This window comes from Streptomyces sp. NPDC048424 (assembly GCF_040651555.1).
Lineage (GTDB): Bacteria > Actinomycetota > Actinomycetes > Streptomycetales > Streptomycetaceae > Streptomyces.
In genome coordinates, this window is record NZ_JBEZKE010000048.1 from 1 (window position 1) to 23,868 (window position 23,868).

General features: G+C 73.2%; 24 protein-coding genes and 1 other RNA gene. 12 read left to right on the forward strand and 13 right to left on the reverse strand.

Annotation, left to right across the window (positions count from 1 at the left end; all coding sequences use genetic code 11):
* Nucleotides 1–181: 181 nt before the first annotated feature.
* The 4 genes from AB0D29_RS36275 to AB0D29_RS36290 form a co-directional block, all read right to left on the reverse strand.
* On the reverse strand, nucleotides 182–667 hold the full coding sequence (locus tag AB0D29_RS36275) for a hypothetical protein (protein WP_362860115.1): 486 nt from the start codon (nucleotides 665–667) through the stop codon (nucleotides 182–184).
* A 54-nt stretch (nucleotides 668–721) separates the two neighbouring features.
* Nucleotides 722–1,018 (reverse strand): hypothetical protein, encoded by a 297-nt coding sequence (locus tag AB0D29_RS36280; protein ID WP_362860116.1) that lies wholly within the window; start codon nucleotides 1,016–1,018, stop codon nucleotides 722–724.
* Entirely contained in the window at nucleotides 1,005–1,562 is a 558-nt protein-coding gene (locus tag AB0D29_RS36285) for a sigma-70 family RNA polymerase sigma factor (RefSeq protein WP_362860117.1), read from the reverse strand. The genes AB0D29_RS36280 and AB0D29_RS36285 overlap by 14 nt, the downstream gene beginning before the upstream one ends.
* A gap of 161 nt (nucleotides 1,563–1,723) precedes the next feature.
* A complete protein-coding gene (locus AB0D29_RS36290; protein WP_362860145.1) occupies nucleotides 1,724–2,077 on the reverse strand; it encodes a DNA-binding response regulator in 354 nt (117 codons plus the stop codon).
* Nucleotides 2,078–2,296: 219 nt separating this feature from the next.
* Between AB0D29_RS36290 and AB0D29_RS36295 the strand changes: the two genes are divergently transcribed.
* From AB0D29_RS36295 to AB0D29_RS36305, 3 genes are read left to right on the forward strand one after another with little or no spacing between them, the layout of a single operon-like run.
* Nucleotides 2,297–3,151, forward strand: a complete 855-nt coding sequence (locus tag AB0D29_RS36295) for a MaoC/PaaZ C-terminal domain-containing protein (protein ID WP_362860118.1) — start codon at nucleotides 2,297–2,299, stop codon at nucleotides 3,149–3,151.
* Between the two features lie 26 nt (nucleotides 3,152–3,177).
* The gene (locus AB0D29_RS36300; RefSeq protein ID WP_362860119.1) at nucleotides 3,178–4,254 is read left to right on the forward strand and encodes a Zn-dependent alcohol dehydrogenase; all 1,077 of its coding nucleotides are present in this window, start codon (nucleotides 3,178–3,180) and stop codon (nucleotides 4,252–4,254) included.
* Nucleotides 4,255–4,299: 45 nt separating this feature from the next.
* Entirely contained in the window at nucleotides 4,300–5,241 is a 942-nt protein-coding gene (locus tag AB0D29_RS36305; protein WP_362860120.1) for a 3-oxoacyl-ACP reductase, read from the forward strand.
* Nucleotides 5,242–5,288: 47 nt separating this feature from the next.
* Here the strand turns inward: AB0D29_RS36305 and AB0D29_RS36310 are convergent, their stop codons facing one another.
* On the reverse strand, nucleotides 5,289–6,350 hold the full coding sequence (locus AB0D29_RS36310) for a hypothetical protein (protein WP_362860121.1): 1,062 nt from the start codon (nucleotides 6,348–6,350) through the stop codon (nucleotides 5,289–5,291).
* A 51-nt stretch (nucleotides 6,351–6,401) separates the two neighbouring features.
* Nucleotides 6,402–7,745 (reverse strand): RNA-guided endonuclease IscB, encoded by a 1,344-nt coding sequence (gene iscB, locus AB0D29_RS36315; protein ID WP_362860146.1) that lies wholly within the window; start codon nucleotides 7,743–7,745, stop codon nucleotides 6,402–6,404.
* A gap of 527 nt (nucleotides 7,746–8,272) precedes the next feature.
* Here iscB and AB0D29_RS36320 point away from each other — a divergent pair.
* From AB0D29_RS36320 to AB0D29_RS36335, 4 genes are read left to right on the forward strand one after another with little or no spacing between them, the layout of a single operon-like run.
* Nucleotides 8,273–9,307 carry an iron-siderophore ABC transporter substrate-binding protein gene (locus AB0D29_RS36320; protein ID WP_362860122.1) on the forward strand — a complete coding sequence of 345 codons (1,035 nt, stop codon included), beginning with the start codon at nucleotides 8,273–8,275 and terminating at the stop codon, nucleotides 9,305–9,307.
* A gap of 40 nt (nucleotides 9,308–9,347) precedes the next feature.
* Nucleotides 9,348–10,205, forward strand: a complete 858-nt coding sequence (locus AB0D29_RS36325) for a Nif3-like dinuclear metal center hexameric protein (protein ID WP_362860123.1) — start codon at nucleotides 9,348–9,350, stop codon at nucleotides 10,203–10,205.
* Entirely contained in the window at nucleotides 10,202–10,945 is a 744-nt protein-coding gene (locus AB0D29_RS36330) for a C4-type zinc ribbon domain-containing protein (protein WP_362860147.1), read from the forward strand. Before AB0D29_RS36325 ends, AB0D29_RS36330 begins: the two co-directional genes overlap by 4 nt.
* Nucleotides 10,945–12,399 (forward strand): bifunctional RNase H/acid phosphatase, encoded by a 1,455-nt coding sequence (locus AB0D29_RS36335; RefSeq protein WP_362860124.1) that lies wholly within the window; start codon nucleotides 10,945–10,947, stop codon nucleotides 12,397–12,399. The genes AB0D29_RS36330 and AB0D29_RS36335 overlap by 1 nt, the downstream gene beginning before the upstream one ends.
* A 696-nt stretch (nucleotides 12,400–13,095) precedes the next feature.
* Here AB0D29_RS36335 and rnpB read toward each other — a convergent pair.
* An RNA gene (gene rnpB / locus AB0D29_RS36340) (RNase P RNA component class A) lies at nucleotides 13,096–13,497 on the reverse strand.
* A 77-nt stretch (nucleotides 13,498–13,574) separates the two neighbouring features.
* On the opposite strand from rnpB, the gene AB0D29_RS36345 reads away from it, so the two are divergent.
* Nucleotides 13,575–14,309, forward strand: a complete 735-nt coding sequence (locus AB0D29_RS36345) for a MerR family transcriptional regulator (RefSeq protein ID WP_362860125.1) — start codon at nucleotides 13,575–13,577, stop codon at nucleotides 14,307–14,309.
* Nucleotides 14,306–15,142, forward strand: coding sequence for a hypothetical protein (locus AB0D29_RS36350; protein WP_362860126.1), 837 nt, complete (start codon nucleotides 14,306–14,308; stop codon nucleotides 15,140–15,142). The genes AB0D29_RS36345 and AB0D29_RS36350 overlap by 4 nt, the downstream gene beginning before the upstream one ends.
* Here the strand turns inward: AB0D29_RS36350 and AB0D29_RS36355 are convergent.
* Nucleotides 15,139–16,581: an RNB domain-containing ribonuclease gene (locus tag AB0D29_RS36355; protein WP_362860127.1), complete on the reverse strand. Its 1,443-nt coding sequence runs from the start codon at nucleotides 16,579–16,581 to the stop codon at nucleotides 15,139–15,141. The genes AB0D29_RS36350 and AB0D29_RS36355 overlap by 4 nt on opposite strands.
* A 102-nt stretch (nucleotides 16,582–16,683) precedes the next feature.
* Here AB0D29_RS36355 and yaaA point away from each other — a divergent pair, with 102 nt between their 5' ends.
* Nucleotides 16,684–17,487, forward strand: a complete 804-nt coding sequence (yaaA, locus tag AB0D29_RS36360; protein ID WP_362860128.1) for a peroxide stress protein YaaA — start codon at nucleotides 16,684–16,686, stop codon at nucleotides 17,485–17,487.
* 124 nt (nucleotides 17,488–17,611) lie between these two features.
* On the opposite strand, the gene AB0D29_RS36365 is transcribed toward yaaA, so the two are convergent.
* On the reverse strand, nucleotides 17,612–18,361 hold the full coding sequence (locus AB0D29_RS36365) for a bifunctional DNA primase/polymerase (RefSeq protein WP_362860129.1): 750 nt from the start codon (nucleotides 18,359–18,361) through the stop codon (nucleotides 17,612–17,614).
* A gap of 170 nt (nucleotides 18,362–18,531) precedes the next feature.
* Complete coding sequence (locus tag AB0D29_RS36370; protein ID WP_362860130.1) at nucleotides 18,532–19,143, reverse strand: TetR/AcrR family transcriptional regulator; 612 nt, start codon at nucleotides 19,141–19,143, stop codon at nucleotides 18,532–18,534.
* Nucleotides 19,144–19,255: 112 nt separating this feature from the next.
* Here AB0D29_RS36370 and ddaH point away from each other — a divergent pair, with 112 nt between their 5' ends.
* The gene (gene ddaH, locus AB0D29_RS36375) at nucleotides 19,256–20,095 is read left to right on the forward strand and encodes a dimethylargininase (RefSeq protein ID WP_362860148.1); all 840 of its coding nucleotides are present in this window, start codon (nucleotides 19,256–19,258) and stop codon (nucleotides 20,093–20,095) included.
* A 54-nt stretch (nucleotides 20,096–20,149) separates the two neighbouring features.
* On the opposite strand, the gene AB0D29_RS36380 is transcribed toward ddaH, so the two are convergent.
* Together AB0D29_RS36380 and AB0D29_RS36385 are read right to left on the reverse strand one after the other, a co-directional pair.
* Complete coding sequence (locus AB0D29_RS36380) at nucleotides 20,150–21,172, reverse strand: small ribosomal subunit Rsm22 family protein (protein WP_362860131.1); 1,023 nt, start codon at nucleotides 21,170–21,172, stop codon at nucleotides 20,150–20,152.
* Between the two features lie 131 nt (nucleotides 21,173–21,303).
* Nucleotides 21,304–22,599, reverse strand: a complete 1,296-nt coding sequence (locus AB0D29_RS36385; RefSeq protein WP_362860132.1) for a Bcr/CflA family multidrug efflux MFS transporter — start codon at nucleotides 22,597–22,599, stop codon at nucleotides 21,304–21,306.
* Nucleotides 22,600–22,707: 108 nt separating this feature from the next.
* Between AB0D29_RS36385 and AB0D29_RS36390 the strand changes: the two genes are divergently transcribed.
* Complete coding sequence (locus AB0D29_RS36390; protein WP_362860133.1) at nucleotides 22,708–23,469, forward strand: SDR family oxidoreductase; 762 nt, start codon at nucleotides 22,708–22,710, stop codon at nucleotides 23,467–23,469.
* On the opposite strand, the gene AB0D29_RS36395 is transcribed toward AB0D29_RS36390, so the two are convergent.
* Entirely contained in the window at nucleotides 23,466–23,843 is a 378-nt protein-coding gene (locus AB0D29_RS36395) for a hypothetical protein (RefSeq protein ID WP_362860134.1), read from the reverse strand. The two genes, AB0D29_RS36390 and AB0D29_RS36395, sit on opposite strands and share 4 nt — an antisense overlap.
* Nucleotides 23,844–23,868 lie beyond the last annotated feature (25 nt).

Consider the following 23,868-nt stretch of genomic DNA (forward strand, 5'->3'; position numbering starts at 1 on the left):
GCTGCCGGGGCTCCGCCCCGGACCCCGCGCCTCAAACGCCGGCGGGGCTGAAAGACCGGGGCTCCGCCCCCAGCCCCGCGCCTCAAACGCCGGCGGGGCTGGAGTGGTGCGGCGAGGTGGAGGCGCAGGGCTCGGCCCCGGACCCCTGCGCCTCAAACGCCGGCGGGGCTGGTTTGCGCGGTCACAGCCGGAAGACGCCGCGCCAGGTCCACCCCGCTGCGAGCACGGCTTCGCGGAGGGGGGCCTTGACCGTCGCGGAGCTGAAGGCCGAATCCGGGACCATGCGGCGACGGCCGTCCGGGCCCCTTTCGAACGTCCACTGTTTGGAGAACGAGTTGACCGGGCCGCGGACGTACTTCAGGCCCTCACCGTTGAGCGACCGTTCGCCCGGCTCCAGGCGTTCCCACCGCTCGTCGAGCGTGCGCACCTCGCGGGCGCTCGCGTCCAGGCGCAGCAGGGTGTGGCCCCGTACGGGGTGCGGGCCGCCCCGCGGGAGCCGCCACACCGCCACCAGTTGGGCGCCCTCCTTCGCGGTGCCCTCGCGCAGGACGAACGGTGCGTCCGGGCCGTCGAGCGCCAGCAGCGCGGCCCGGACGTCCGCGGCGGAGCGGGGCGTCGTGCCGGGGGCGGGGCGCCGGGTACCGGTCAGCTTGTCGAAGAGGCCCATCGGGCCAGCCTACGAAGTCCCGGCTCCCGGCGGCACGGCGCACCTCCCCGCCCGCTACCCGGCCCCCTGCCGGGCCGGTTTCAGTTCGCACCGGCCGTCGACGCACTCCCGGCGGAGCCGGCCCCGGGAGACGGTCTCGGCCAGGCCGATCGCCCAGCACATCGGGCAGCCGCGCAGGGCGACCAGGCCGACCGGGGCGAGGAGCAGGGTGGCCGGGCCGAAGACCGGGATCAGGGCGAAGGCCGCGATCAGCGCGCCGAAGCCCACCGCGCCGCGCGCCAGGTGCCGCGGCACGGACGCGCTGGCGAAACCGGAGCCGGACGTGCCGGCGGTCGCGTCAGTGGTGGGCACGGGCGTCTCCCAGGGTGTGCTGGAGCGTGGCGCGGGCGCGGTGGAGCCGCGACTTCATCGCGGCGGTGCTCAGCCCGAGGGCCTCCGCGGCCGTCCGTCCGCTGTGGCCCTGGACGTCCCGCATGATCAGTACGCGTCGCTGGTCCGCCGGCAGCGCGGCGATGGCCTCCGCCACCCGCCCGGCCTCCAGGCGCCGCAGTACCTCGTCCTCGGCCGACATCACCGCGTCCTCGACCGTGGTCTCCGGAAGCGGCGCCCGCTCCCGCGGCGCCAGCCGGGCGCGGCGCAGGCACTCGTTGCGGACGATGCGGAACATCCAGGAGGCCAGGGCGCCGGAAGCGCGCAGCATGCCGATCCTGCGGTACAGGATGATCAGCGCCTCCTGGGCCGCGTCCTCGGCGTCCTCGCGCGACGCGCACAGCGAGTGGGCGAAGCGGCGTACGTTCGGGTGCGATCCGGCGACCAGGGCGGTGAGCGAATCGAGGTCACCGGCCTGCGCGGCGACGATCAGTGCCTCGCCGGGCCAGTCCGTGCGGTCAGCCACGGGCCCGGCCCCGGCCGCGGCGACGCAGTACGAGGACGCACGTGCAGAGCAGGACGAGTGCGCCGGCACCCACGAGAACAGCGGTCACGACAACCTCCGGGTCATGTGCCGACCTTGGCATCGGCACGTACACACAAGAGGCGCGACCCCCGGATAAGGATTCACCCCAGGGCCGGGTCGACCACCGTCTCTCCCATCGAGGCGCGGCGGATCGAGTCCGCCAGGTCCTCGATCGGGCCGTCGCGCAGGATCAGGCCCGCCGCCCCGGCGGCGAGTACGGAGTCGGCCAGGCCGGGGTGGGCCGAGCCCGTCAGGACGAGGATCCGGCACTCCGGGTCCTCCGCCAGCAGGGCCGTCACGGCCGTGACCTCCTCGACCAGCGCCACCGCCGGCCGGGCCGTCAGGTCCCGTACGACCTCGATGTCCGGCACGAGGCCGAGCTGGAGCGCCAGGGCCGGGTTCTGCGGGGCCAGCAGCACTCGTAGGGCGCGGGCCTGGCGGTGTTCCACGGGCATTTCGTCCACCTGGAGAGCTTATCTGACACGAAGTCAGGAGTCTTCCCGGCTGGTCTTCCCAACTGCGGGGGCGTGCGTTATACATTCCCTCACCGGCCGGTCCTAGAACGCGTTCTAGAACCGGCCCCCGTATACGACCTCGGTGCGGCCGACGGTGCGGACGGCCGCACCGAGGTCTTCCAGGGCAGCGACATTCCAACGACAGGGAGCCGCATCCTCATGCCGATCGATGCCGCCAGGGCCCTCGCCGCCGACCCCCGCACGGGGGACATCGGCTGGGACCACAAGGACATCCAGCTCTACCACCTCGGCCTCGGCGCGGGCCTGCCGGCGACCGACCCGGACGAACTGCGCTACACCCTCGAATCCAAGCTCCACGTCCTCCCCAGCTTCGCGACCGTCGCCGGCGCCGGCATGGCCATGATGGGCGGCCTCGCCGCCCCCGGCATCGACGTCAACCTCGCCCACGTCCTGCACGGCGGCCAGTCCATCGAGCTGCACCGGCCCATCCCCGTCAAGGGCAACGCCACCTCCTCCGCCAAGGTCGCCGCCCTGTACGACAAGGGCAAGGCGGCCGTGATCGTGCTGCGCACCGAGGTCGCGGACGCCGACGGGCCGCTGTGGACCAGCGACGCGCAGATCTTCGTACGGGGAGAGGGCGGCTTCGGCGGCGAGCGCGGCCCCTCCGTCAAGGAGGAGCTGCCGCAGCGTGCCCCCGACCGGGTCGAGGAGCGGCACATCCGCGAGGACCAGGCGCTCCTCTACCGCCTCTCCGGCGACTGGAACCCCCTGCACGCCGACCCCGAGTTCGCCAAGCTGGCCGGCTTCGACCAGCCCATCCTGCACGGCCTGTGCTCGTACGGGATGACGCTCAAGGCCGTCGTCGACACGGCGCTCGGCGGGGACGTCTCCCGGGTCCGCGCCTACCGCACGCGCTTCGCCGGGATCGTCTTCCCGGGCGAGACGCTCCGCATCCGGATGTGGCAGGAGCCCGGCCGCGTCCTGGTGTCGGTGACCGCCGTCGAACGGGACGACGCGCCGGTCCTCGCCGACACCGTCGTCGAACACTCGTAGTCGTACGCCCTTTAAGGAGCCGCACCGTGCGCGCAGCACTGCAGAGCGAGATCGGCCAGGACAAGCTCGAAGTCGTCGACGACATGGAGGCCGTGGGCTTCGGCCCCGGCAAGGTCAGGATCCGCGTCAAGGCCACCGGCCTGTGCCACTCCGACCTCTCCGCGATGAGCGGCGTACTGCCCCAGCCCGCCCCCTTCATCCCCGGCCACGAGGGCTCCGGCGTGATCACGGACGTCGGCGACGGGGTCACCAGCCACAAGATCGGCGACCGCGTCCTTGTCTGCTGGCTGCCGCCGTGCGGGCACTGTCCCTCCTGCAAGCGCGGCCAGGGGCACCTGTGCCTGGAGGCCTTCGGGAACGTCGCCACCCCCAACTTCAAGCGGGCGGCCAGCGACATCTTCGGCTTCGCCGGCACCGGCACCTTCTCCGAGGAGATGGTCGTACCGGCCGCCTGCGCCATCCCGATCCCCGACGACCTGCCCTTCGACATCGCGGCGCTGATCGGCTGCGGCGTCACCACCGGGCTCGGCGCGGCCATCAACACCGCCAAGGTGGAGGCCGGCTCCTCGGTCGCCGTCATCGGCTGCGGCGGCGTCGGCATATCCGTCATCCAGGGCGCCAAGGTCCAGGGCGCCGCCCAGATCATCGCCGTGGACCCGGTCGCCTCGCGGCGCGAGGCGGCACTGCGGTTCGGCGCCACCGAGGCGGTCTCCCCCGAGGAGTTCGCCGACGCCAAGAACCGGATCACGGCCGGCGAGGGCTTCGACTACGTCTTCGAGGTCGTCGGCAAGTCCGCGACCGCGCAGAAGGCGTACGAGATGACGCGCCGCGGCGGCTCCGTCGTCATCGTCGGCGCGGGCGCCCTCGACGACAACTTCCAGATCAACATGTTCTCGCTGTTCTTCGACGAGAAGAAGATCCTGCCGTCGATGTACGGCGGCGGCGACGTGCTCCGCTCCTACGAGCGCACCATCGCGCTGTGGCGGGCCGGTCGCATCGACCTGGAGAACCTGATCACCCACCGGGTGAGCCTCGCCGAGATCAACGAGGCACTCGACCAGATGCGCACGGGCGTCGCCCTGCGCACCTGCATCGAACTCTGACCCGTTCTCTGACCCGTTCTGCCGATTCCGAGGGGAACCGTACGGATGTCACTGCCACTTGAGGGACTCTCCGCCATCGTCACGGGCGCGGGCCGCGGGCTCGGCCGGGCCGAGGCGATCGAGCTCGCACGGCTCGGCGCGAGCGTGGTCGTCAACGACTTCGGCCAGCCCGGCCGCGACGGCTCGGGGGAGGCCTCGGCCGCCCCGGCGGAGGAGGTGGCCGCGGAGATCCGCGCGGCGGGCGGCCGGGCGGTCGCGCACCTGGGCGACGTGGCCGACTTCGAGCAGGCGCGCGAGCTGGTCGAGCTGGCCGTGAGCAGCTTCGGGAAGCTCGACATCCTGGTCAACAACGCGGGCATCCTGCGCGACCGGATGGTCTTCTCGATGTCGGAGGAGGAGTGGGACTCGGTGATCCGGGTCCACCTCAAGGGTCACTTCAACACCACCCACTTCGCCTCCGTGCACTGGCGCGAGCGGTCGAAGGCGGCGGGCGGCCCGGTGTACGGCCGGATCGTCAACACCTCCTCCGAGGCCTTCCTCGGCGGCTCGGCCGGCCAGCCCAACTATGCGGCGGCCAAGGGCGGCATCGTGGGCCTGACCACCTCGACCGCCCTGGCGCTCGCCAAGTACGGGGTGACGGCCAACGCGATCTGCCCGCGCGCCCGCACCCGGATGACCGAGGACGTCTTCGCCGGCTTCGAGGTCCCGGAGGAGGGCAAGCTGGACGCCCTCGCCCCCGAGCACGTATCCCCGCTCGTGGGCTACCTGGCCTCGCCCGCCTCCGCCAAGGCCAACGGCCAGCTGTTCGTCGTACACGGCGGCATCGTCGTCGTCATGGAACGACCGAAGGTGGCCGCCAAGTTCGACACGGGCAAGGAGGCCTTCTCCTACGAGGAGCTCGACGAGGTCCTGACCCCGCACTACGACTCCCGCCCGGCGAACGAGACCTTCGCCGCGACGGAGGTCCTGGGCCTCAAGCACGCCTGACCGGAGCCCTTCCCGGACCGCCGCCGGACCGCCGCCGCGCCCCCGCCCTACCGCCCCGACAGCGGAGCCTGCTGGAGGGGCACCGGGCGGGGCGGGGCCGGCGGCGGATCCAGCCGGACCGGCGGGGGAGGGGAGACCGGCAGGCTCAGGCCGAGGATCCCGCACGGCACGTCCGGCGTCGCGTACGGGAGGTGCAGGCGGCCCTGCGGGCTCCACAGCCCCGCACCCCCGAGCCAGCCGGCCGGAGCGCCCAGCCGGAAGACGTGCCGGTCGGCGGGGCGCCACAGGGCGATGTCGCCCTCGGGCAGCCGAAACGCCACCCCGCAGGTCTCCGGCATCAGGGCCTGGCCCGGCTGCACGGCGAAGGGGAGCGCCTCCCCGAGCCGCAGGCACTCCGGGAAGCGGACCGGACGCGAACTGCCCAGCACCCCCCAGCCCAGCCGCGGTTCGCCCGGGGCGTCGGAGCGGATCAGCAGCAGCCCGCTGTCCGGGTCCGCCAGCAGCAGCCGGTCGTCACTGTCCTCGGCGATCTGCAGCAGCGGGGAGACCTCGCCGCGCCCCAGGTCCACGGCGACGGCCTTGGTCGTGCCCTCCAGTTCACGGTCCAGGGCCAGCAGCCGGCCCACCCGGTCCAGCCACACCCCGCCGGAGCACCGCCCCGGGATCCGGGCCACCGGCTGCGGCCCGAAGGAGCACCCGGCCACCTGCCACACCGTGGTCACCCCGTCCGCCGAGGCCAGCGCGAAGGCGTCGGAGCCGTCCGGGGACGGCGGGAGCAGCCGCACCCGTACGCCCTCCTCCGCGTCCACCGCGCCCAGCTGGAGCTCCCCGGTGCGCGGCCCGGCCGCCGCGCCCGTCGGGTACAGCAGCGCGAAGGCGTGCCGATCCGCGACCCGCCGGTGGATCAGCACCCGCCCGTCGGTCAGCGGCAGCACCTCGCTGTCGGCCTCCTCGGGCTGCGCGAGCGGCAGCGGAACCGCGTACGGCTCGGGCCCGGCCAGGGTCCAGCGCTCCACGAAGCGCGCCTCCCCCTCCCCGGCGAGCCGGGCGGCGTACGACCCGTCCGCCGCGATCGTGAACGCCGCAACAGCCACAGCACAGGCAGTCATTCTTCATGTCCTTCGTGGAGAGCGCGGAGATCTCTTCGACGGGGGTGCCCGTCATGCAGAGGGCGTGGGCCCTTCCGGTCGGATGGCGTAGGCGTAGCCGTCGGCTCGCTGGAGGAGGTGGAAGCGTTTGTGACGGATGCCCCGGACGAGACCGTGTGCGGTCCTGATGTCGAAGCTGCCGCCGGTGCGGACGGCGATGCGGCCCGTATGGGTACCGGCGTTCTTGCCAGTGGGCACGACAGCACGGGCAAGGTCTCCGGTCCGGTACCCGAAGAACTGTTTCTGCCTCGGCAGGTGGAGGCGGGGGAAACCGTGCTGGTCGGTGCGGGTGCGGCTGTACGAGCCGCGTCCTGTCGCGGTGACCACGAGGACGCGCTCCGGGGCGCGGTCGACGGCCTGGAGTTCGCCGACGCACAGGGCGTCGAGAGTATGGCTCTTCGGCGTGCCGGTCCGCAGCCGGTTCCACTTGGTGCGGCTGCCCGATGCCGCGCGCACGGTGGGGAACGCGGCGTCGAGGGCGTGCCACAGGGCCCAATGGGTGGCGTTGACGGCCGCCGCGTCACGGAGTGGGGCTTTGGCCTGGGCGAGGAGGAGGGCCAGTCGCTGCGGTGACTGACGGAGGAAGTCTTCGACAGGCTGGTCGGACTTGCTCTCGTTGCAGGGGACGCAGGCGGTGCACAGGTTGGAGATGCGGTCGCTGCCTCCGCGTGAGCGGGGGTGGACGTGGTCGATGTTGAGGGGGACGCCGGTAGCGCCGCAGTAAGCGCAGGCCTTCCCCCACTTGGCGAGGAGGTACGCGCGTACTTCTGTGCCGTACAGGGTGCCGCGCTGATAGTCGACTCCAGCCGGCGGTTCGCCGCTGGACAGGACATGGGTGTCGAACGCGCTTCGCTCCACGTGCACCGCGCGGACCGGCGCCCAGCGGGCGAGCCGTGCGGTCCATGACGTGGTGGTGTCCACGCGATGACGCAGCGAGGGGGCGAGCCAGCCCTCACGTCGGGTCCGGTTGGAGAAGCGGGGCCGGCGATAGCGCAGGTTGCGGGTACGCCGGCCACGACGGTAGGCGGCACGCCGGGTGAGCGCGTCCCGTATCCGGCTGCCTCGGTGGGCCAGTGCGATGGCGTACAGGCCGCTGCGGTTGCCGTTCCGGGCGGTGAAGACGGCGATGCCGGTGTGCTTGGACCCGGGGTCGATCCCGAGTTCCACACCGTCCACCTGCGACTGATCCGCAGTGCGGTCCTTCAACCTGATGACGAACGGGGTGTGCCGGGCCACGACCGCCCGGCCCTGATGGAGAAGCTTGCGGGCCCTCGCGGGGCTGGTCGGCTGAAGCGGTCTGTGGTTCCGGTCCAGGACGAACACGACAGGGTGACCCTCACGGGCCTTCTCCCCCACCTCGCGGTGGGGGGTGACGCCGTCGATGCCAGGTGACGCATCGGCGGTCTCCCCTCGCACATGTTCCACGCCGGTTGCCGCAGAGCGGTGTTCGAGTCCCGTTTCGTCCCCGATCCGGGGGGTGTCTGCTGACTCGAATTCCAGAGCAGCCCGCTGAGGAAGCACGGGCTGGTGGGTCTTCTCGCCTACGTGGAACGTAGCCAACTTCCTTCACCTCGAAATGTGCGCTGTTGGCTGATGCTGGTACCGGCGGCCCTCGACAGGAGCAGCAGAACGACTCCCTCTGTCGGAGGGGGATCCCGGTACCCGTGCGTCACCTCCGGAGGGGAAGCTAGTTTTCGGGCTTCCTGCCGAACAACACGACCAAGGCGGCTTCACACATACGGGTGTCCAGGGGGCGATTCGTTTGTGGTGGACGAGGCGATTGTGCTGTGCGATATCGGGGCGTTTAGGGTGGGGCGAAGTTAGGTATGCCTTACCGGATGTCCGGTCCGGTCCTCTGACCCCACCCCCCCAGGAGTTGTGACATGTCCTTCCGACGCCGCGGAACCGCCGCCGTCGCCCTCGCCGCCGCTGCCGCGCTCGCCCTGACCGGCTGCGGCGGGCAGGACGGGAAGGAGGCCGAGGGCAACGGCTCCGGCGGGGGCGGGAAGGTCGTCGCCCAGGGCGGCAAGGAGTTCGGCGAGGCCGCGGCGAAGACCGCCGCGTTCGGGACCACCGCGGCGCCCGGCCAGTTCCCGCGCACCGTCACCCACGCCATGGGCACCACGGAGCTCAAGGCCGCGCCGCAGCGGGTCGTCGTCCTCGACGTCGGCGAGCTGGACAACGTTGTCTCCCTGGGCCTGAAGCCCGTCGGCTACGCGCCGTCCGAGGGCGACGCCGGCATCCCCGACTACCTCAAGAAGGAAGCCGGCGACCCCAAGGCCGTCGGCACCATCAACAGCCTCAACCTGGAAGCGATCAACGCGCTCAAGCCCGACCTGATCCTCGGCAGCCAGCTGCGCGCCGCCGACCAGTACCCCGCGCTCTCGAAGATCGCCCCGACCGTGTTCTCCATCCGCCCCGGCTTCCCGTGGAAGGAGAACTACCTCCTGAACGCGGCCGCGCTCGACAAGAGCGCCGAGGCCAAGGGCAAGCTCGCCGCCTACCAGGCCAAGGCGAAGAAGCTCGGCGACGACCTCGGCGAGAAGAAGCCGACCGTCACGATGCTGCGCTACATGCCCGGCAAGACCCGCCTGTACGCCGGGGCCTCCTTCATCGGCACCATCCTCAAAGACACCGGCCTGCCGCGCCCGCAGAACCAGCAGGTCGAGGACCTCGCCGTCGAGGTCAGCCCGGAGCGCATGGACGAGGCCGCCGCCGACTGGATCTTCACCGGCGTCTACGGGGCCAAGGACAAGACCAAGCGCGACTCGGCCGAGGCCAACCCGCTGTGGAAGGGCCTGGAGGCCGTGCGGCAGGGCCGGGCCAAGGACGTCCCGGACGAGACCTGGTACCTGGGCCTCGGCGTGACCGCCGCCGACAAGGTCCTCGACGACCTGCGCGGCTTCCTGGTCAAGTAGTCCGGGCGGGTCGTGGTGACGGGGACGGTAGCCTTGGCCCGTGCCCCGTCTCTCTGAAGTCATCGCCGCGCTGGACGCTCTCTGGCCCCCCTCGCGGGCCGAGCAGTGGGATGCCGTCGGAACCGTCTGCGGCGATCCCGACGCAGAGGTCAGCCGGGTCCTGTTCGCCGTGGACCCCGTCCAGGAGATCGCCGACGAGGCGGTGAAGCTGGGCGCCGACCTGATCGTCACCCACCACCCCCTCTACCTGCGGGGCACCACCACCGTCGAGGCCGGCACCTTCAAGGGCCGCGTCGTGCACACGCTGATCAAGAACGACATCGCGCTGCACGTCGCCCACACCAACGCCGACACCGCCGACCCGGGCGTCTCCGACGCCCTCGCCGGCGCCCTCGACCTGCGGATCACCGGCCCGCTGGTGCCCGACCCGACCGACCCCGAGGGCCGCCGCGGCCTCGGCCGGATCTGCGAACTGGACCACCCCGAGACCCTGCGCGAGTTCGCGGCCCGCGCCGCCGCCTGGCTGCCGCAGACCGCTCAGGGCATCCGCTTCGCGGGCGACCCGGACGCCCTCATCCGTACCGTCGCCGTCAGCGGAGGCTCCGGCGACAGCCTCTTCGAGCAGGTCAGGGCCGCGGGCGTGGACGCCTTCCTGACCGCCGACCTGCGCCACCACCCGGTGTCCGAGGCCCGCGAGCAGAGCCCGCTCGCCCTCGTCGACGCCGCCCACTGGGCCACCGAGTGGCCCTGGTGCGAGCAGGCCGCCGCGCAGCTCGACGCGATCTCCGAGCGCAAGGGCTGGGGTCTGCGCACCCATGTCTCGCGCACGGTCACCGACCCCTGGACGGCGCACGCGCCGTCCGTCGCACACCCTTCTATCCCTGGAGCCCCCAACTGAACGCCGAGCCCGCCGACCAGATCCGACTTCTCGACGTCCAGGCGCTGGACGTCCGGCTGTCTCAGCTCACCCACAAGCGCAAGTCGCTGCCCGAGCACGCCGAACTCGACGCGCTCACCAAGGACCTGACGCAGCAGCGCGACCTGCTCGTCGCCGCCCAGACCCAGGCGAGCGACACCGCGCGCGAGCAGACCAAGGCCGAGCAGGACGTCGACCAGGTGCGCCAGCGCGCCGTCCGCGACCAGCAGCGGCTGGACTCCGGCGTCGGCATCTCGGCCCGGGACCTGGCGAACCTGCAGAGCGAGGTCGTCTCCCTCGCCAAGCGCCAGGGCGACCTGGAGGACGTGGTCCTGGAGGTCATGGAGCGCCTGGAGGCCGCGACCGAGCGCGTCACCGAGCTCACCGAGCGCGTCTCCGCCCTGGAGGCCAAGGTCGCGGACGCCACCGGGCGCCGGGACGCGGCCACCGCCGAGATCGACGCCGAGGCCGCGAAGGTCACCAAGGACCGCGAGGTCATCGTCACGTCCATGCCGACGGACCTGATGGCCCTGTACGAGAAGATCCGCGTCAAGCAGGGCGGGGTCGGCGCCGCGCGCCTCTACCAGCGCCGCTGCGAGGGCTGCCGGCTGGAGCTCGACATGGCCGAGGTGAACGAGATCAAGGCCGCGGCCCGCGACCAGGTCGTACGTCACGAGAACTGCGGCCGCATCCTGGTCCGTACGGCGGACTCGGGCATCTGATGCCGAGGCTTGCCGGGTTCGTCGTGGAGGCGGACGGCGGGTCCCGGGGCAACCCGGGGCCCGCGGGCTACGGCGCGGTCGTCCTCGACCCGGTGACGGGCGAGACGCTGGCCGAGCGCGCGGAGTACATCGGCGTCGCGACGAACAACGTGGCCGAGTACAAGGGCCTGATCGCCGGGCTCAAGGCGGCCCGCGAGCTCGCGGCGGACGCGCAGGTCCTGGTGCGGATGGACTCCAAGCTCGTCGTCGAGCAGATGTCGGGCCGCTGGAAGATCAAGCACCCGGACATGAAGCCCCTGGCGGCAGAGGCGGCGAAGATCCTTCCGCGCGCCCAGGTGACGTACGAGTGGATCCCGCGCGAGAAGAACAAGCACGCGGACCGGCTCGCCAACGAGGCGATGGACGCGGGCAAGCGCGGCAAGCAGTGGGAGCCGTCCGACTCCACGGCCGCGCTGGACGCCTCGGCGGCGCGGAGCCTGGCGGGCCCGCCGGGCCCTCCGGGGGACGCGGCGAAGGGGGCGGCGGCGGTCCGCGCGGCCCTGGCATCCGCGGCTGCCTCCGGCGGGAGCGCCAGGGTCGGTACGGCCGAGGCCACGGGCCCGCGCGCAAACGACGGCGAAGCGGGTGGCGCCGACGCGCTGTTCGGGGAAGCCGAAGCGCTCGCGCCCGGCCGGGCCACCGTGGCCGACGCGGGTCCGGCCCGCGGCGCCGCTCACGGCGCCGGGAGCGCCACGGCCACCGGGTCGGCCGCGCCTGCCGCGCCCGCCGCGCCCGCCGCGCCCGCCGCGCCCGCCGCGCCCGCCGCAGGTCAGGGCTGGGGCCCGGACATGGGGGCGCCCGCCACCTTCGTGCTGCTGCGGCACGGGGAGACCGCGCTCACCCCGCAGAAGCGCTTCTCCGGCAGCGGGGGGTCCGACCCCGAGCTGTCCCCGGCTGGCCGCCGCCAGGCTGCCGCCGTGGCCGAGGCACTCGCCGCCCGCGGCACCGTCCAGACGGTCATCAGCTCGCCGCTGCGCCGCTGCCGGGAGACCGCGCAGGCGGTCGCCGACCGCCTCGGCCTGACCGTGACGGTCGAGGAGGGCCTGCGGGAGGTGGACTTCGGTGCCTGGGAGGGGCTGACCTTCGCCGAGGTGCAGGAGCGTTTCCCGGACGACCTCCAGGCCTGGCTGGACTCCCCGAGGGCGGCCCCCACGGGCGGCGGCGAGAGCTTCGCGTCCGCCACCCGCCGGATCTCGGCCACCCGTGACCGGCTGCTGGCCGCGCACGCGGGCCGCACGGTCCTGCTCGTCACCCACGTGACCCCGGTCAAGATCCTGGTCCGCCTCGCGTTGGGGGCTCCGCCCGAGGCGCTGTTCCGCATGGAACTCTCGGCGGCTTCGCTGTCGGCCGTCGCCTACTACGCCGACGGCAACGCCTCGGTGCGCTTGCTGAACGAGACGTCGCACTTGCGGTAGCCCCTGCGGGGTGGCTTGGCGGGGTGAGCCTTGGCCGAGCGTGGCTTGGCTGCCCCGCCGGTTGGCTGCGCCGCTTGGGCGGGGTGTGGGGGGCCGGTTGTGACGGGGCCGGGCGCGCGCCGGGGTGTCTCCTCGGGCGCCGAACGTGACGAGGGGTCGGAGAGCGGAGCCCCGAGGCGTTCGGCACCCTGCGGGGATCACCCCGACACACACCCGACCCCGCCCCAACCGGCCCGCTTCGTTCCCAGGCTCTGTGGCCATTCGGCCTCGCCGCACCAAAATCCAGCCTCGCCGGTCTTTGAGTCGCACCCATCCAACCCCGCCGCACCACTCCGGCCTCGCCGCACCATATTCAGCCCCTCCGGCGTTTGAGGAGCGGGGTCCGGGGCGGAGCCCCGATCTTTTAGCCGCACCATCCAACCCCGCCGCACCACCTCCGGCCCCGCCGCACCAAATTCAGCCCCTCCGGCGATTGAGGAGCGGGGTGCGGGGCGGAGCCCCGGTCTTTGAGTCGCACCAGTCGGCCTCGCCGCACCATATTCAGCCCCTCCGGCGTTTGAGGAGCGGGGTGCGGGGCCGAGTCCCGGTCATGAGCCGCACCAGTCGGGCTCGCCGGCGGGGGCCGGGGCGGAGCACCGGGAGCGTGGGGTGTGGGGCCGCCCCGGACCCGGTGAAGGCGGTGCGGGGCGGAAGTGGCAGACGAGCCGGCCTGTACGCCGGGTTCTGTCGCCCGATGACCTCGCGGTCGCCGGGGAGACGGCCATCCATCTAGGACCGGTGTTGCCACCGGCCTCGTGCGGTCTACCCGCGAACTCGGGCGGGCAGCCCTCAAGCGTTCGCGCAGACCCGTCCGGAGACGGATCCTCTTGACCTTGCTCCGGGTGGGGTTTACCTAGCCGCCTGAGTCACCTCAGGCGCTGGTGGTCTCTTACACCACCGTTTCACCCTTACCGAGGACCGAAGCCCCCGGCGGTCTGTTTTCTGTGGCACTGTCCCGCGGGTCACCCCGGGTGGGCGTTACCCACCACCCTGCCCTGTGGAGCCCGGACGTTCCTCGGCGGGATCCGAGGATCCCGACGCGGCCGCCCGGCCGACTCGTCTGCCGTGGTGGACATGTTACCCGGGGCGATGGCCGTGCTTGACCTTGACGCAACGGCAGGGTTTCTACTGGGCTCATGCGGATCGGAGAGATCGCCGCGGTCGTCGGGGTCACCACCCGGGCGATCCGGCACTACCACCATGTCGGGCTGCTCCCGGAGCCGGAGCGGCGCCCCAACGGATACCGGGCCTACAGCGTCCGCGACGCCGTCCTGCTCGCCCGCGTACGCCGCCTCACCGAGCTCGGGCTGAGCCTCGACGAGGTGCGCGACGTGCTCGCGGACGACGCCGGGCGCGAACTGGCCGACGTACTCGAAGAGCTCGACGCCGACCTGGCCCGGCAGGAGGCCGAGATCGGGGAGCGCCGCCGGCGGCTCGCGGTGCTGCTCGCCGCCGGGCCGGGGGAGGCCGAGCCCCTGTCGCCCGCGCTCGCCGAACTGCTGGCGAAGGCGCCCGCGACCGACTCCCCGACCGCCGCCAAGGACCGCGAGCACCTGATCCTCCTCGACGCGGCGGGCGCGGGCGGCCGGGAGGTCTACGCCGCCCTCGGGCCGCTCGCCGCGGACCCCGCCGTGCTCGCCCTGTACGAGCGCCTCGACGAGCTCGCCGACGCCCCCGTGGACGATCCGCGGATCCCGTCGCTGGCGGCGGAGCTCGTGGCGTCCGTCCCCGATGAGGTGTTCGCCGCGATCCCCACCGACGGGACGGTCGTGGCCGGGTTCAAGGAGGCGCTGCTCGCCGAGTACGCGCCCGCGCAGGCGGAGGTCGTCCGCCGCGTCATGGAGGCGTTCATCGAGAGGGGGCGGGGATGACCCGCATACGGGCGGCACGGATCGCCGTCACCGCCGTGGTCCCGGCGGAGCTGGCGCTCGTGGTGTGCCTGGCGGCCGGGATGCGCGTGCCCGGCCGGGCGCTCGCCGCCGTCGAGGTGCTCCTCGTCGCCGTGCTGCTGCTGGAGGCCTGGGTGCTGCACGGCCTCTACGCCGCCGGGCGGGCCCGCGGCGCGGGGCGCGGGGAGGCGTGGCGGGAGGCCGTGCGGGCCGTGGTGCCGGTCCAGGTGCGGCGGCTGCTGCGGCACGAGCTGCACGCCCTCGCCGCCCTCGGGAGGTGGACCGCGCGCAGGCGGCACGGGGTGCGCCCGGGCGACCTGGCCGTCGCGTACACGGGACCGCAGACGGCCATGATGTACGGGCTGCTCTTCGTGTCGGTGGTCGAGACGGTGGCCCTGGCCTTCCTCATCCCCTGGCCGGCCGTCCACCGGGTGGTGCTCGTGCTCGACGTGTACGGGATCCTGATCGTGCTCGCCCTGCACGCCGCCTGCGTCACCCGGCCGCACGTGGTCCGCCCGGACGGGTCCCTGCTGATCCGCTACGGAGCCCTCTTCGACCTCGCCGTGCCGCCGGACGCGGTGGCCTCGGTACGGGTGGAGCGACGCTACCCCGAGGGCCGGCTGGTCACGCTGTCGCAGGACGGGGTGCTCGACCTGATCGTCGGCAGTCAGACCACGGTGACCCTGGAGCTGAACCGGCCGCTGCGCTTCACCCGCCCGCTCGGCGCCACGGCCGAGGCGCGGACCGTCCGCTTCCACGCCGACGACCCGCGCGCGCTGGTCACCGCCCTGCGCCGACAGCCCGCCGCCCCCTAGACGGTCGCGAAGAGGATCTTCGACGTGCCCGGGTCGGCCTCCGTCAGCCGGACCCGGATGCGGTCGCCCAGCGGCAGCGCCAGCGTGGCGGACTCGACGCGTCCGACGACCGCCGGGTCCTCCAGGTGGACCGTGCCGACCAGCGGCTCGTGGTCGTTGACGTCGATGACCGTGGCCTCGAAGGTCTCGCCGACGCGGTCCTTGAGCACGGCCGCCTCGACGAGGTCCACGGATTCCCGCTCGGCCGTGTTCGCCAGCCGGGTGCCCTCCGCCATCTCCCGGGGGAGCGCGTCCAGGGCCGCCACCGCCCACTGCGGGGGCTCGGCCCCGGCGGCCGCCGCCACGCACAGCTCGCCGGCGTACCGGTCGGCGAGCCGGCGCAGCGGCGCGGTGCAGTGGGCGTACGGAGCCGCCACCGCGGAGTGGATCGCCGGGTCGGGGGTCTCGCCGCCGGTGAAGACGGTGTAGCCCGCGCCGCGCAGCAGGGCCGTGCACTCCTGGAGGAAGGCGGCGTGGGCGGGGCGGTGCGGATCGAGGGAGCGCACGAGTTCGGCGTACGGGACGTGGTGCGGCCAGTCGATCCGCAGGGCCTTCGCCGCCCGCCGGAGCCTGCCGACGGCGCCGTCCGGGGCGCTGGGCAGCGTGCGCAGGACGCCCGTGCCGGTGGCCAGCATCAGATCGGCCGCGGCCATGCCGGTCATCAGGGAGATCTGCGCGTTCCAGCCGTCCGCGGGGAGCGGGGCGCGGTAGGTCAGGGAGTACGTGCCGTCGTGCTCGACGACCTCCTGCTCGGGCACGTTGAGCGAGATGCCGCCGCGCTCCTGCTCCAGGGCCTCCCGGAGCCGGCCGATGTCCTCCAGCAGGGCGAGCGGCTCCTCGGCCGTGCCGGTGTCGATGGCCTTCTGGACGCCGTCGTAGTCGAGTTTGGCGCGGCTGCGGACGAGGGCGCGCCGCACGTCGGCGGTCTCCACCCGGCCGTCGGGGTCCAGGTCGAAGCGCCACAGCAGGGCGGGGCGGGTGCGGTCGGGCAGCAGGCTGGCCGCGTCCTCCGAGAGCACGGCCGGGTGCAGCGGGATCCGCTCGTCGGGGAAGTAGAGGGTGGTGACGCGGCGGTGGGCCTCCGCGTCGAGCGGGCCGCCGGGGGTGACGAAGGCGGCGACGTCGGCGATGGCGTAGTGCACGCGGTAGCCGCCGGCGGAACGCTTCGCCAGGTGCATGGCCTGGTCGAGGTCGACGGAGGACGGCGGGTCGATGGTGAAGAAGGGGATGTCGGTGCTGTCCAGGTCGGGGAGGCGGGGGTGCGCGGCCGCGTGCTCGGCCTCGGCGAGGACCGCCGCCGGGAAGTGCGCGGGCACTCCCAGCTCCGTCCGCAGTTCACGCAGCGCGGCCCGCAGAGCAGCCCCGTCTGCGCCGGTCATGTGCATCTGACGGCGTGGCATGGACCGAGCCTATGGTCGGGCGGCCCGGACGGCACGGCGAGCCGTCTACCCTGGCCGGGGGGCCGCATCCCCTGCGCCGTGTCGTATTGAAGGAGAACCACCGTGCTCGTGCTGCTGCCGCCGTCCGAAGGAAAGGCCGCCGGCGGCTCCGGCGCACCGCTGAAGCCGGAGTCCCTGTCGCTGCCCGGTCTGGCCCCGGCCCGTGCGGCGGTGCTGGAGGAACTGGTCGAGCTGTGCGCGGGCGACGAACTCAAGGCGCGCGAGGTGCTGGGGCTGAGCGAGGGCCTGCGGGGCGAGGTCGCGAAGAACGTGGAGCTGCGCTCGGCGGTGGCCCGGCCGGCGGGGGAGATCTACACGGGCGTGCTGTACGACGCGCTGGGCCTGGCCGACCTGCCCGCGGCGGCGCGGAAGCGGGCGCAGGACGCGCTGCTCGTGTTCTCGGGGCTGTGGGGCGCGGTGCGGATCACCGACCGGATCCCCTCGTACCGCTGCTCGATGGGCGTCAAGCTGCCGGGGCTGGGGGCGCTCGGCGCGTACTGGAGGGGGCCGATGGCTTCCGTCCTGCCCGAGGCGGCGGGCGAGGGGCTGGTCCTGGACCTGCGGTCCTCGGCGTACGCGGCTGCGTGGAAGCCGAAGGGCGAGGTGGCGGGGCGGACGGCGACCGTGCGGGTGCTGCACTCGCAGGTGGTGGACGGGGTGGAGAAGCGGTCGGTGGTGAGCCACTTCAACAAGGCGACGAAGGGCCGGCTGGTGCGTGACCTGCTGCTCGCGGGGGCCGCCCCCGCGTCGCCCGCCGAGCTGGTCACGGCCCTGCGGGACCTGGGCTACGTGGTCGAGGCCGAGCCCCCCGCGAAGCCGGGCAAGGCCTGGTCCCTCGACGTGGTGGTCACGCAGATCCACCACTGACCCGCTGCTGCGGCTGAGCGGGGCTCCGCCCCGGACCCTCCCCCGGACTTCGTCCGGGGGGACCCCCACGCCTCAAGCGCCGGCGAAGCTGGATTTTGGCCTAGTGGCCTAGTGGCCTAGTGGCCTAGTGGCCCAGGGGCCAGGCGACCGCGGCCGGGGTCAGATTCGCGGTACCCGCGTACGTGGCGCAGGCGTCCGTCAGCGTTTCCAGGAGGGTCAGCGGGTCCGGGAGCGGGTGCTCCATGCCGCGCAGCCACGTCACCGCCAGGTCACCGGGGAGGGCCGCCGGCGGGACCAGGACGTAGCTGCCGCGGCAGTGCCAGCGCAGCCCCGGGTGTTCGTCCATCGTCTCGGGGTGGCAGTCCAGTTCGCACGGCCACCACTCGTCCTCGTCCTCGGGGGTGCCGCGGGTGGCGGTGAAGAACAGCATGCGGGCCTGCTCGCCGGTGCCGCCGGACTCGGCGACGGGGCCGACCTCGATCCCGGCCTCCAGCAGGCGGGCCAGTGCGGCGGCGCCGGCCTCCAGCGGGACGTCGAGCACGTCGTGGACCATGCCGGTCGCGGTGATGAAGTTGGCCTGGGGCTCGTTGCGCGCCCAGCGTTCGACCTGCGCGCGGTCGGTGGTCGACTGGGTCTGCCAGGCGAAGGAGATGGGGTGTCGCGCGGGCGTGGGACAGCCGATGCGGTCGCACGAACACCGGTAGCCGGCGGGATGGGCGGCGGGGGCGAGCGGCAGACCGGCGGCGGCGACGGCCAGGAGGAGCGCCTCGCGCTCGCGTGCGGGGTCCTCGGCGGTGGGTTTCCGGCGCCGGCGCAGCCAGTGGGAAATCCTGCTCTGCTCGCCGCGTTTGACGCGGCCGGACTCAGACCCCATCTATCCCCTCACCTCACCGTATCCCCGGCGGACCTTCACATCGTCCCACCATCCTGCGCCCCGGGTGACCGCTCTTGACGACCGGGGGCCCGGGATGAGTGACCGGTAAACCGCCATATCTGGGCAGGATCAAGACAAATCTCCTCGGGTGGCCGCCGGTCACCGGCCGGTCAGCGGGCGGTGACGTTGGCCACCCCGCCCAGCACCCGGTCCACCAGCGCGTCCGTGTAAGCGTGCGTCAGGGGCGCGGTGCGCAGCAGCCAGCGGTACGTCAGCGGCCCGAGCAGCATCTCCACCGTCAGCCGCAGATCGGTGTCCGGCGCGAGCTGGCCGGCCTCCCGGGCCGCGTGCAACCGGGCCTCGTACAGGGCGAGCTGCGGCTCCAGCAGCTGCTCGGTGAAGCGGGCGCCGAGTTCGGGGTCGGTGGCCCCGGCCGCCGTCAGGGCGCGCGCGGGGGCCTCGTACTTCTCGTCGTTGAACTCGTCGACCGTGGCGCGCAGTACGTACTTCAGGTCGGCGGCGAGGTCCCCGGTGTCGGGGAAGCCGGTCCACTGGCCCTCCGTCTCCGCGTCGCCGGCGAGGGCGAGCGAGGCGTCGAGGAGGACGGCGGCCTTCGACGGCCACCAGCGGTAGATGGTCTGCTTGCCGACGCCCGCGCGGGCGGCGATGGCCTCGATGGTCAGCTTGTTGTAGCCGACCTCCCCGACCAGGGCGAGCGCGGCGTCGAGGATGGCGCGCCGGGAGCGGTCGCTGCGGCGGGTGGCGTCAGGGGTCTTGGTCATGACCCGAACCTATCAATGCGAGACGTCTCGTCTTCCTATGGTTGCGTAAACCACCCGGTCAGTTCACTGTGTCGTCAAGCGGGAGGAGAGACGATTCTCTTCCGTACTCGTCCTGAGTCGTGAAAGTCGTGAGGAGCCTTCTTTGCGCAGAGACGCCACACCCCGGCGCTACCTGATGTGCCCACCCGCACACTTCAAGGTCACGTACTCCATCAATCCGTGGATGGATCCCACGAAACCGGTGGACCTGCCCCTCGCACAAGCCCAGTGGGAAGACCTGCGGGACCGCTACCGCGCCCTCGGCCACACCGTCGAGACCCTCGTACCCGACCCCGGACTGCCCGACATGGTGTTCGCGGCGAACGGGGCCCTGGTCGTCGACGGCCGGGTGCTCGGCGCCCGGTTCGCCTACCCGGAACGGGCCGCCGAGGCCGAGATCCACCTCGACTGGTTCCGCGGCCACGGCTACCCGGACGTGCACGAGCCGTCCCACGTCAACGAGGGCGAGGGCGACTTCGCGGTCACCGCCACCTACATCCTGGCCGGCCGGGGCTTCCGCTCCAGCCCGCTCTCGCACGACGAGGCCCAGGAGTTCTTCGGCCGGCCCGTCATCGGCCTCGACCTGGTGGACCCGCGCTACTACCACCTGGACACGGCGCTCAGCGTCCTCGACGGCGACGAGATCATGTACTACCCCGACGCCTTCTCGCCCGGCAGTCAGGGCGTGCTCAGGCGCCTCTTCCCGGACGCCCTGATCGCGGACGGCCGGGACGCGGCCGCCCTCGGCCTGAACGCGGTGTCCGACGGCCGGCACGTCCTGCTCCCGCAGGCCGCCACCGGCCTGCTGGCGCCGCTACGGGACCGGGGCTTCGAGCCGATCCCGATGGACCTGGGCGAACTGCTCAAGGGCGGCGGCAGCGTGAAGTGCTGCACGCAGGAGCTCCGCCCCTAGGCCGTCTCTTTCGGATCTCGCCTGACCCGCAAGATCCGAAACAGACGACCTAGGTCACTCGTCCTCCCCGGAGGAGGGGGGCGGCCAGGCCTGGCCCCAGTCGGCGTCCCGCGCCGCCTTGTAGAGGTCGCCGTGGCGCTTGGTCACGTTGACCCGGGTCAGGCCCGCCCCCTCGCCGTCCTGCGGGCCGCACAGCTCCAGCAGGACGAGCCCCTTGCGGATCTGCGGCCTGCGCGTGATCCGGAAGGCGGCCGGCTCCACCGGGAAGCGGGTCGCGGCGACGTAGCTGAACTTCTCGTCCTCGTACGGGAGCGAGCCGCCCTTGACCTTCCGGTGCAGGGAGGAGCGGCTGACCCGCGCCGAGAAGTGGCACCAGTCCTGGCCGACCTCGATCGGACAGGTCCCGTCGTGCGGGCACGGCGCGGCGACCCGCAGCCCGGCCGCGATCAGCTGCTCGCGGGCCTCGCGGATGCGGAGGTAGCCCTCCGGCGTGCCCGGCTCGATCAGCACCACGGCCTGCCCGGCCCGGGCCGCCTCGGCGACCACCGCGGTACGGGCCTGCGGGGTCAGCTCGCCCAGCACGTACGAGACCGTCACCAGGTCGGCGTCGGGCAGGGACAGGCCGGAGCCGATGACGGCCCGCCGCCAGTCCGCCGCCCGGAGCACCGGCGAGGCCGAGGCCCGCGCCAGCTCCTGGCCGAGCTTGAGCGCCGGCTCCGCCCAGTCCAGCACCGTGGTCTGCCGCGGGCCGTCCCAGGTGGCGTCCACCGCCCAGGTCGCGGCGCCCGTACCGCCGCCCACGTCCACGTGCGAGCCCGGTGCCCAGCCCGGCGCCGCCTCGGCGAGGCCGTCCAGGGCCGCCCGTACCGCCTCGAAGGTGGCGGGCATCCGGTACGCCGCGTAAGCCGCCACGTCGGAGCGGTCGCGCAGGACGGGCGCGTCGGTCGGGGTCTGCCCCCGGTAGCTGGCGATGAGCCGCTCGACGGCGGCCGCGGCCTGCTTGGGCGGGAGGCCGTCGAGCAGCCCGCCGAGCGTGTGGCGGAGGGTCTCGGCGGTGGTGGGGGCGGAGGCGTTCACCTGCGAAGTTTAAGGCGCGGGCCGCGGTGGCCCCGCCAGCCGGGCTGCGCCCGGACCCGGGGCTCCGCCCCCGGCCCCGCGCCTCACACTCCCCCAGCTACCGCTGGGAGGTGCCCCCAGGCGGGGCTGGATTATGCGACGGGGCTGGATTTCCACGGGCGGCAGAGGCCCAGGAAGGCGGTCAGGGACAGGAGGGCGCACACCAGTTGGACCAGTGCCATCGGGACGGCCGTGTCCTCGCCCGCGATGCCCACCAGCGGCGAGGCGATCGCGCCGATCAGGAACGAGGAGGTGCCGAGGAGCGCGGAGGCCGAGCCCGCCGCGTGCGGGGTGCGCATCAGGGCCTGGGCGTTGGTGTTCGGCAGGACCACGCCCATCGCCGACATCAGGACGAACAGCGCGGCGGCGATCGGAGTCAGCCCGACCTCCCCGAACACGCCCGTCGACATCAGCAGCAGGGCCACCGCCGCGGCCGTGATGGTCGCGAGGCCGACGGCGAGGACCTTGTCCAGGCTGACCCGGCCGACCAGCAGCTTGCCGTTGATCTGGCCGACGAGGATCAGGCCGACGGAGTTCAGGCCGAAGAGCAGGGCGAAGGCCTGGGGCGAGGCCCCGTAGATCTCCTGCACCACGAAGGGGGAGGCGGAGATGTACGAGAAGAGCACGGCGAAGGCGAAGCCGCCGGTCAGGGTGTAGCCGGCGAAGACGCGGTCGCCGAGCAGCCCGCGCATGGTCCGCAGGGCGGAGCCGACGCCGCCGGTGTGCCGCCGCTCGGGCGGCAGGGTTTCGCCGAGGCTGCGCCAGACCATCAGGGTGAGGACCGTTCCGACGCCGGTGAGGACGACGAAGACGCCCCGCCAGTCGGCGAAGCGCAGCACCTGGCCGCCGATGAGCGGGGCGATGATCGGGGCGGCCCCGGATATGAGCATCAGGGTGGAGAAGAAGCGGGCCATCTCGTCCCCGTCGTACAGGTCGCGTACGACGGCCCGTGCGATGACGATCGCGGCGGCGCCGGCCAGGCCCTGGAGCAGCCGGAAGGAGATCAGCAGCTCGGCGGTCGGCGCGAGGGCGCAGATCGCGGTGGCCAGGACGTAGACGACCATGCCGGCGAGCAGGGGCCGGCGCCGGCCCCACCTGTCGCTCATCGGGCCGATCACGAGCTGGCCCAGGGCCATGCCGGCGAGGCAGGCCGTGAGGGTGAGCTGGATGGTCGCGGCGGGGCTGTTCAGGGCTTCGGTGACCTGCGGCAGGGCCGGCAGGTACATGTCCATGGACAGCGGGGGGAGGGCGGTGAGCCCCCCGAGTATGAAGGTGACGAGCAGACCCGTGCGGCGGGCGGCCGTCAGGGGCTTGGTGGTGACGGGGGCGGAGGGCGATTCGGGCGACGAGTCGTGCGAGGGTGCCGTCGCGGGGCCTCTCTCCGACATGCGGAACTCCAGTCTTCTCATCTGCTTTACGCACCCCTGACCGACCCATGCTCTCAGCAATCGGAACGTCCCGGGACCGGGCGGCCGTGTGACGTACCCTGCGGGCCCATGGACGAAAGTACGAAGAAGATCGCCGTGGTGACCGGCGCCGGCTCCGGAATCGGCCGCTCCGTGGCGCTGACCCTGGCCGCGGCGGGCTGGTCCGTGGCCGTCGCGGGCCGTCGGACCGAGCCGCTCGAACAGACCGCCGCCGCGGCCGGCGACGGAGCCGACGTGCTGTGCGTACGGGCGGACGTCAGCGACCCGGACGACGTGACTGCGCTGTTCGAGTCAGTGCGGGCCCGCTACGGGCGCCTCGACCTGCTGTTCAACAACGCCGGCACCTTCGGCCCGGGCGGGGTCGCGCTGGAGGACATCACCTACGAGGCCTGGCGCTCGGTCGTGGACGTCAACCTGACCGGCGCCTTCCTGTGCGCGCAGGCCGCCTTCCGGCAGATGAGGCGGCAGGACCCGCAGGGCGGCCGCATCATCAACAACGGCTCCATCTCGGCGCACGTGCCGCGCCCGAACTCCATCGCCTACACCGCGACCAAGCACGCGATGACGGGCCTGACGAAGTCACTGTCGCTGGACGGACGTCCGTACCGGATCGCCTGCGGCCAGATCGACATCGGCAACGCGGCGACCGAGATGACCGAGCGCATGCAGACCGGCATCCTCCAGGCCAACGGTCAGCTGGCCGTCGAACCGGTGATGGACGCCGCCGACGTGGCCCGCACGGTCCTGCACATGGCGGAGCTCCCGCTGGAGGCCAACGTGCAGTTCGCGACGGTGATGGCGACGTCGATGCCGTACATCGGTCGGGGTTAGCCCCGGTGCGCGGGGCCCGCGCCCGCGCCCGCGCCCGCGCCCGCGCCCGCGCCCGCGCCCGGGCCCGGGGCCGGCTCCCGCGGGTCGATCCCGTGCTGTGCGCGGGCCGTGAGCAGGCCTTGGACGAAGGGGTCGGCGTCAGTGGCGTACGGGCCCCGGTGCGCGGCCAGGTGTTCCTCGATGCGCTCCCACTCGGCGACCACGGCCGGGTCGGCGGCCTCCGCGCGCGCCGCCTCCAGCGCGGCCTCCACCCGGTGGTGCCCCATCCCGACGGCCTCGGCGCGGACCCGGTCGACGGCGGCGCGCTCTCCCGGAGCCGGGTCGTGCGGCTCGTGGGCGGCCTCCACGGCGGCCTCGTCGGGGTGTTCGGTCATGGTCGTCCTCGTTCTCGCGGTATGT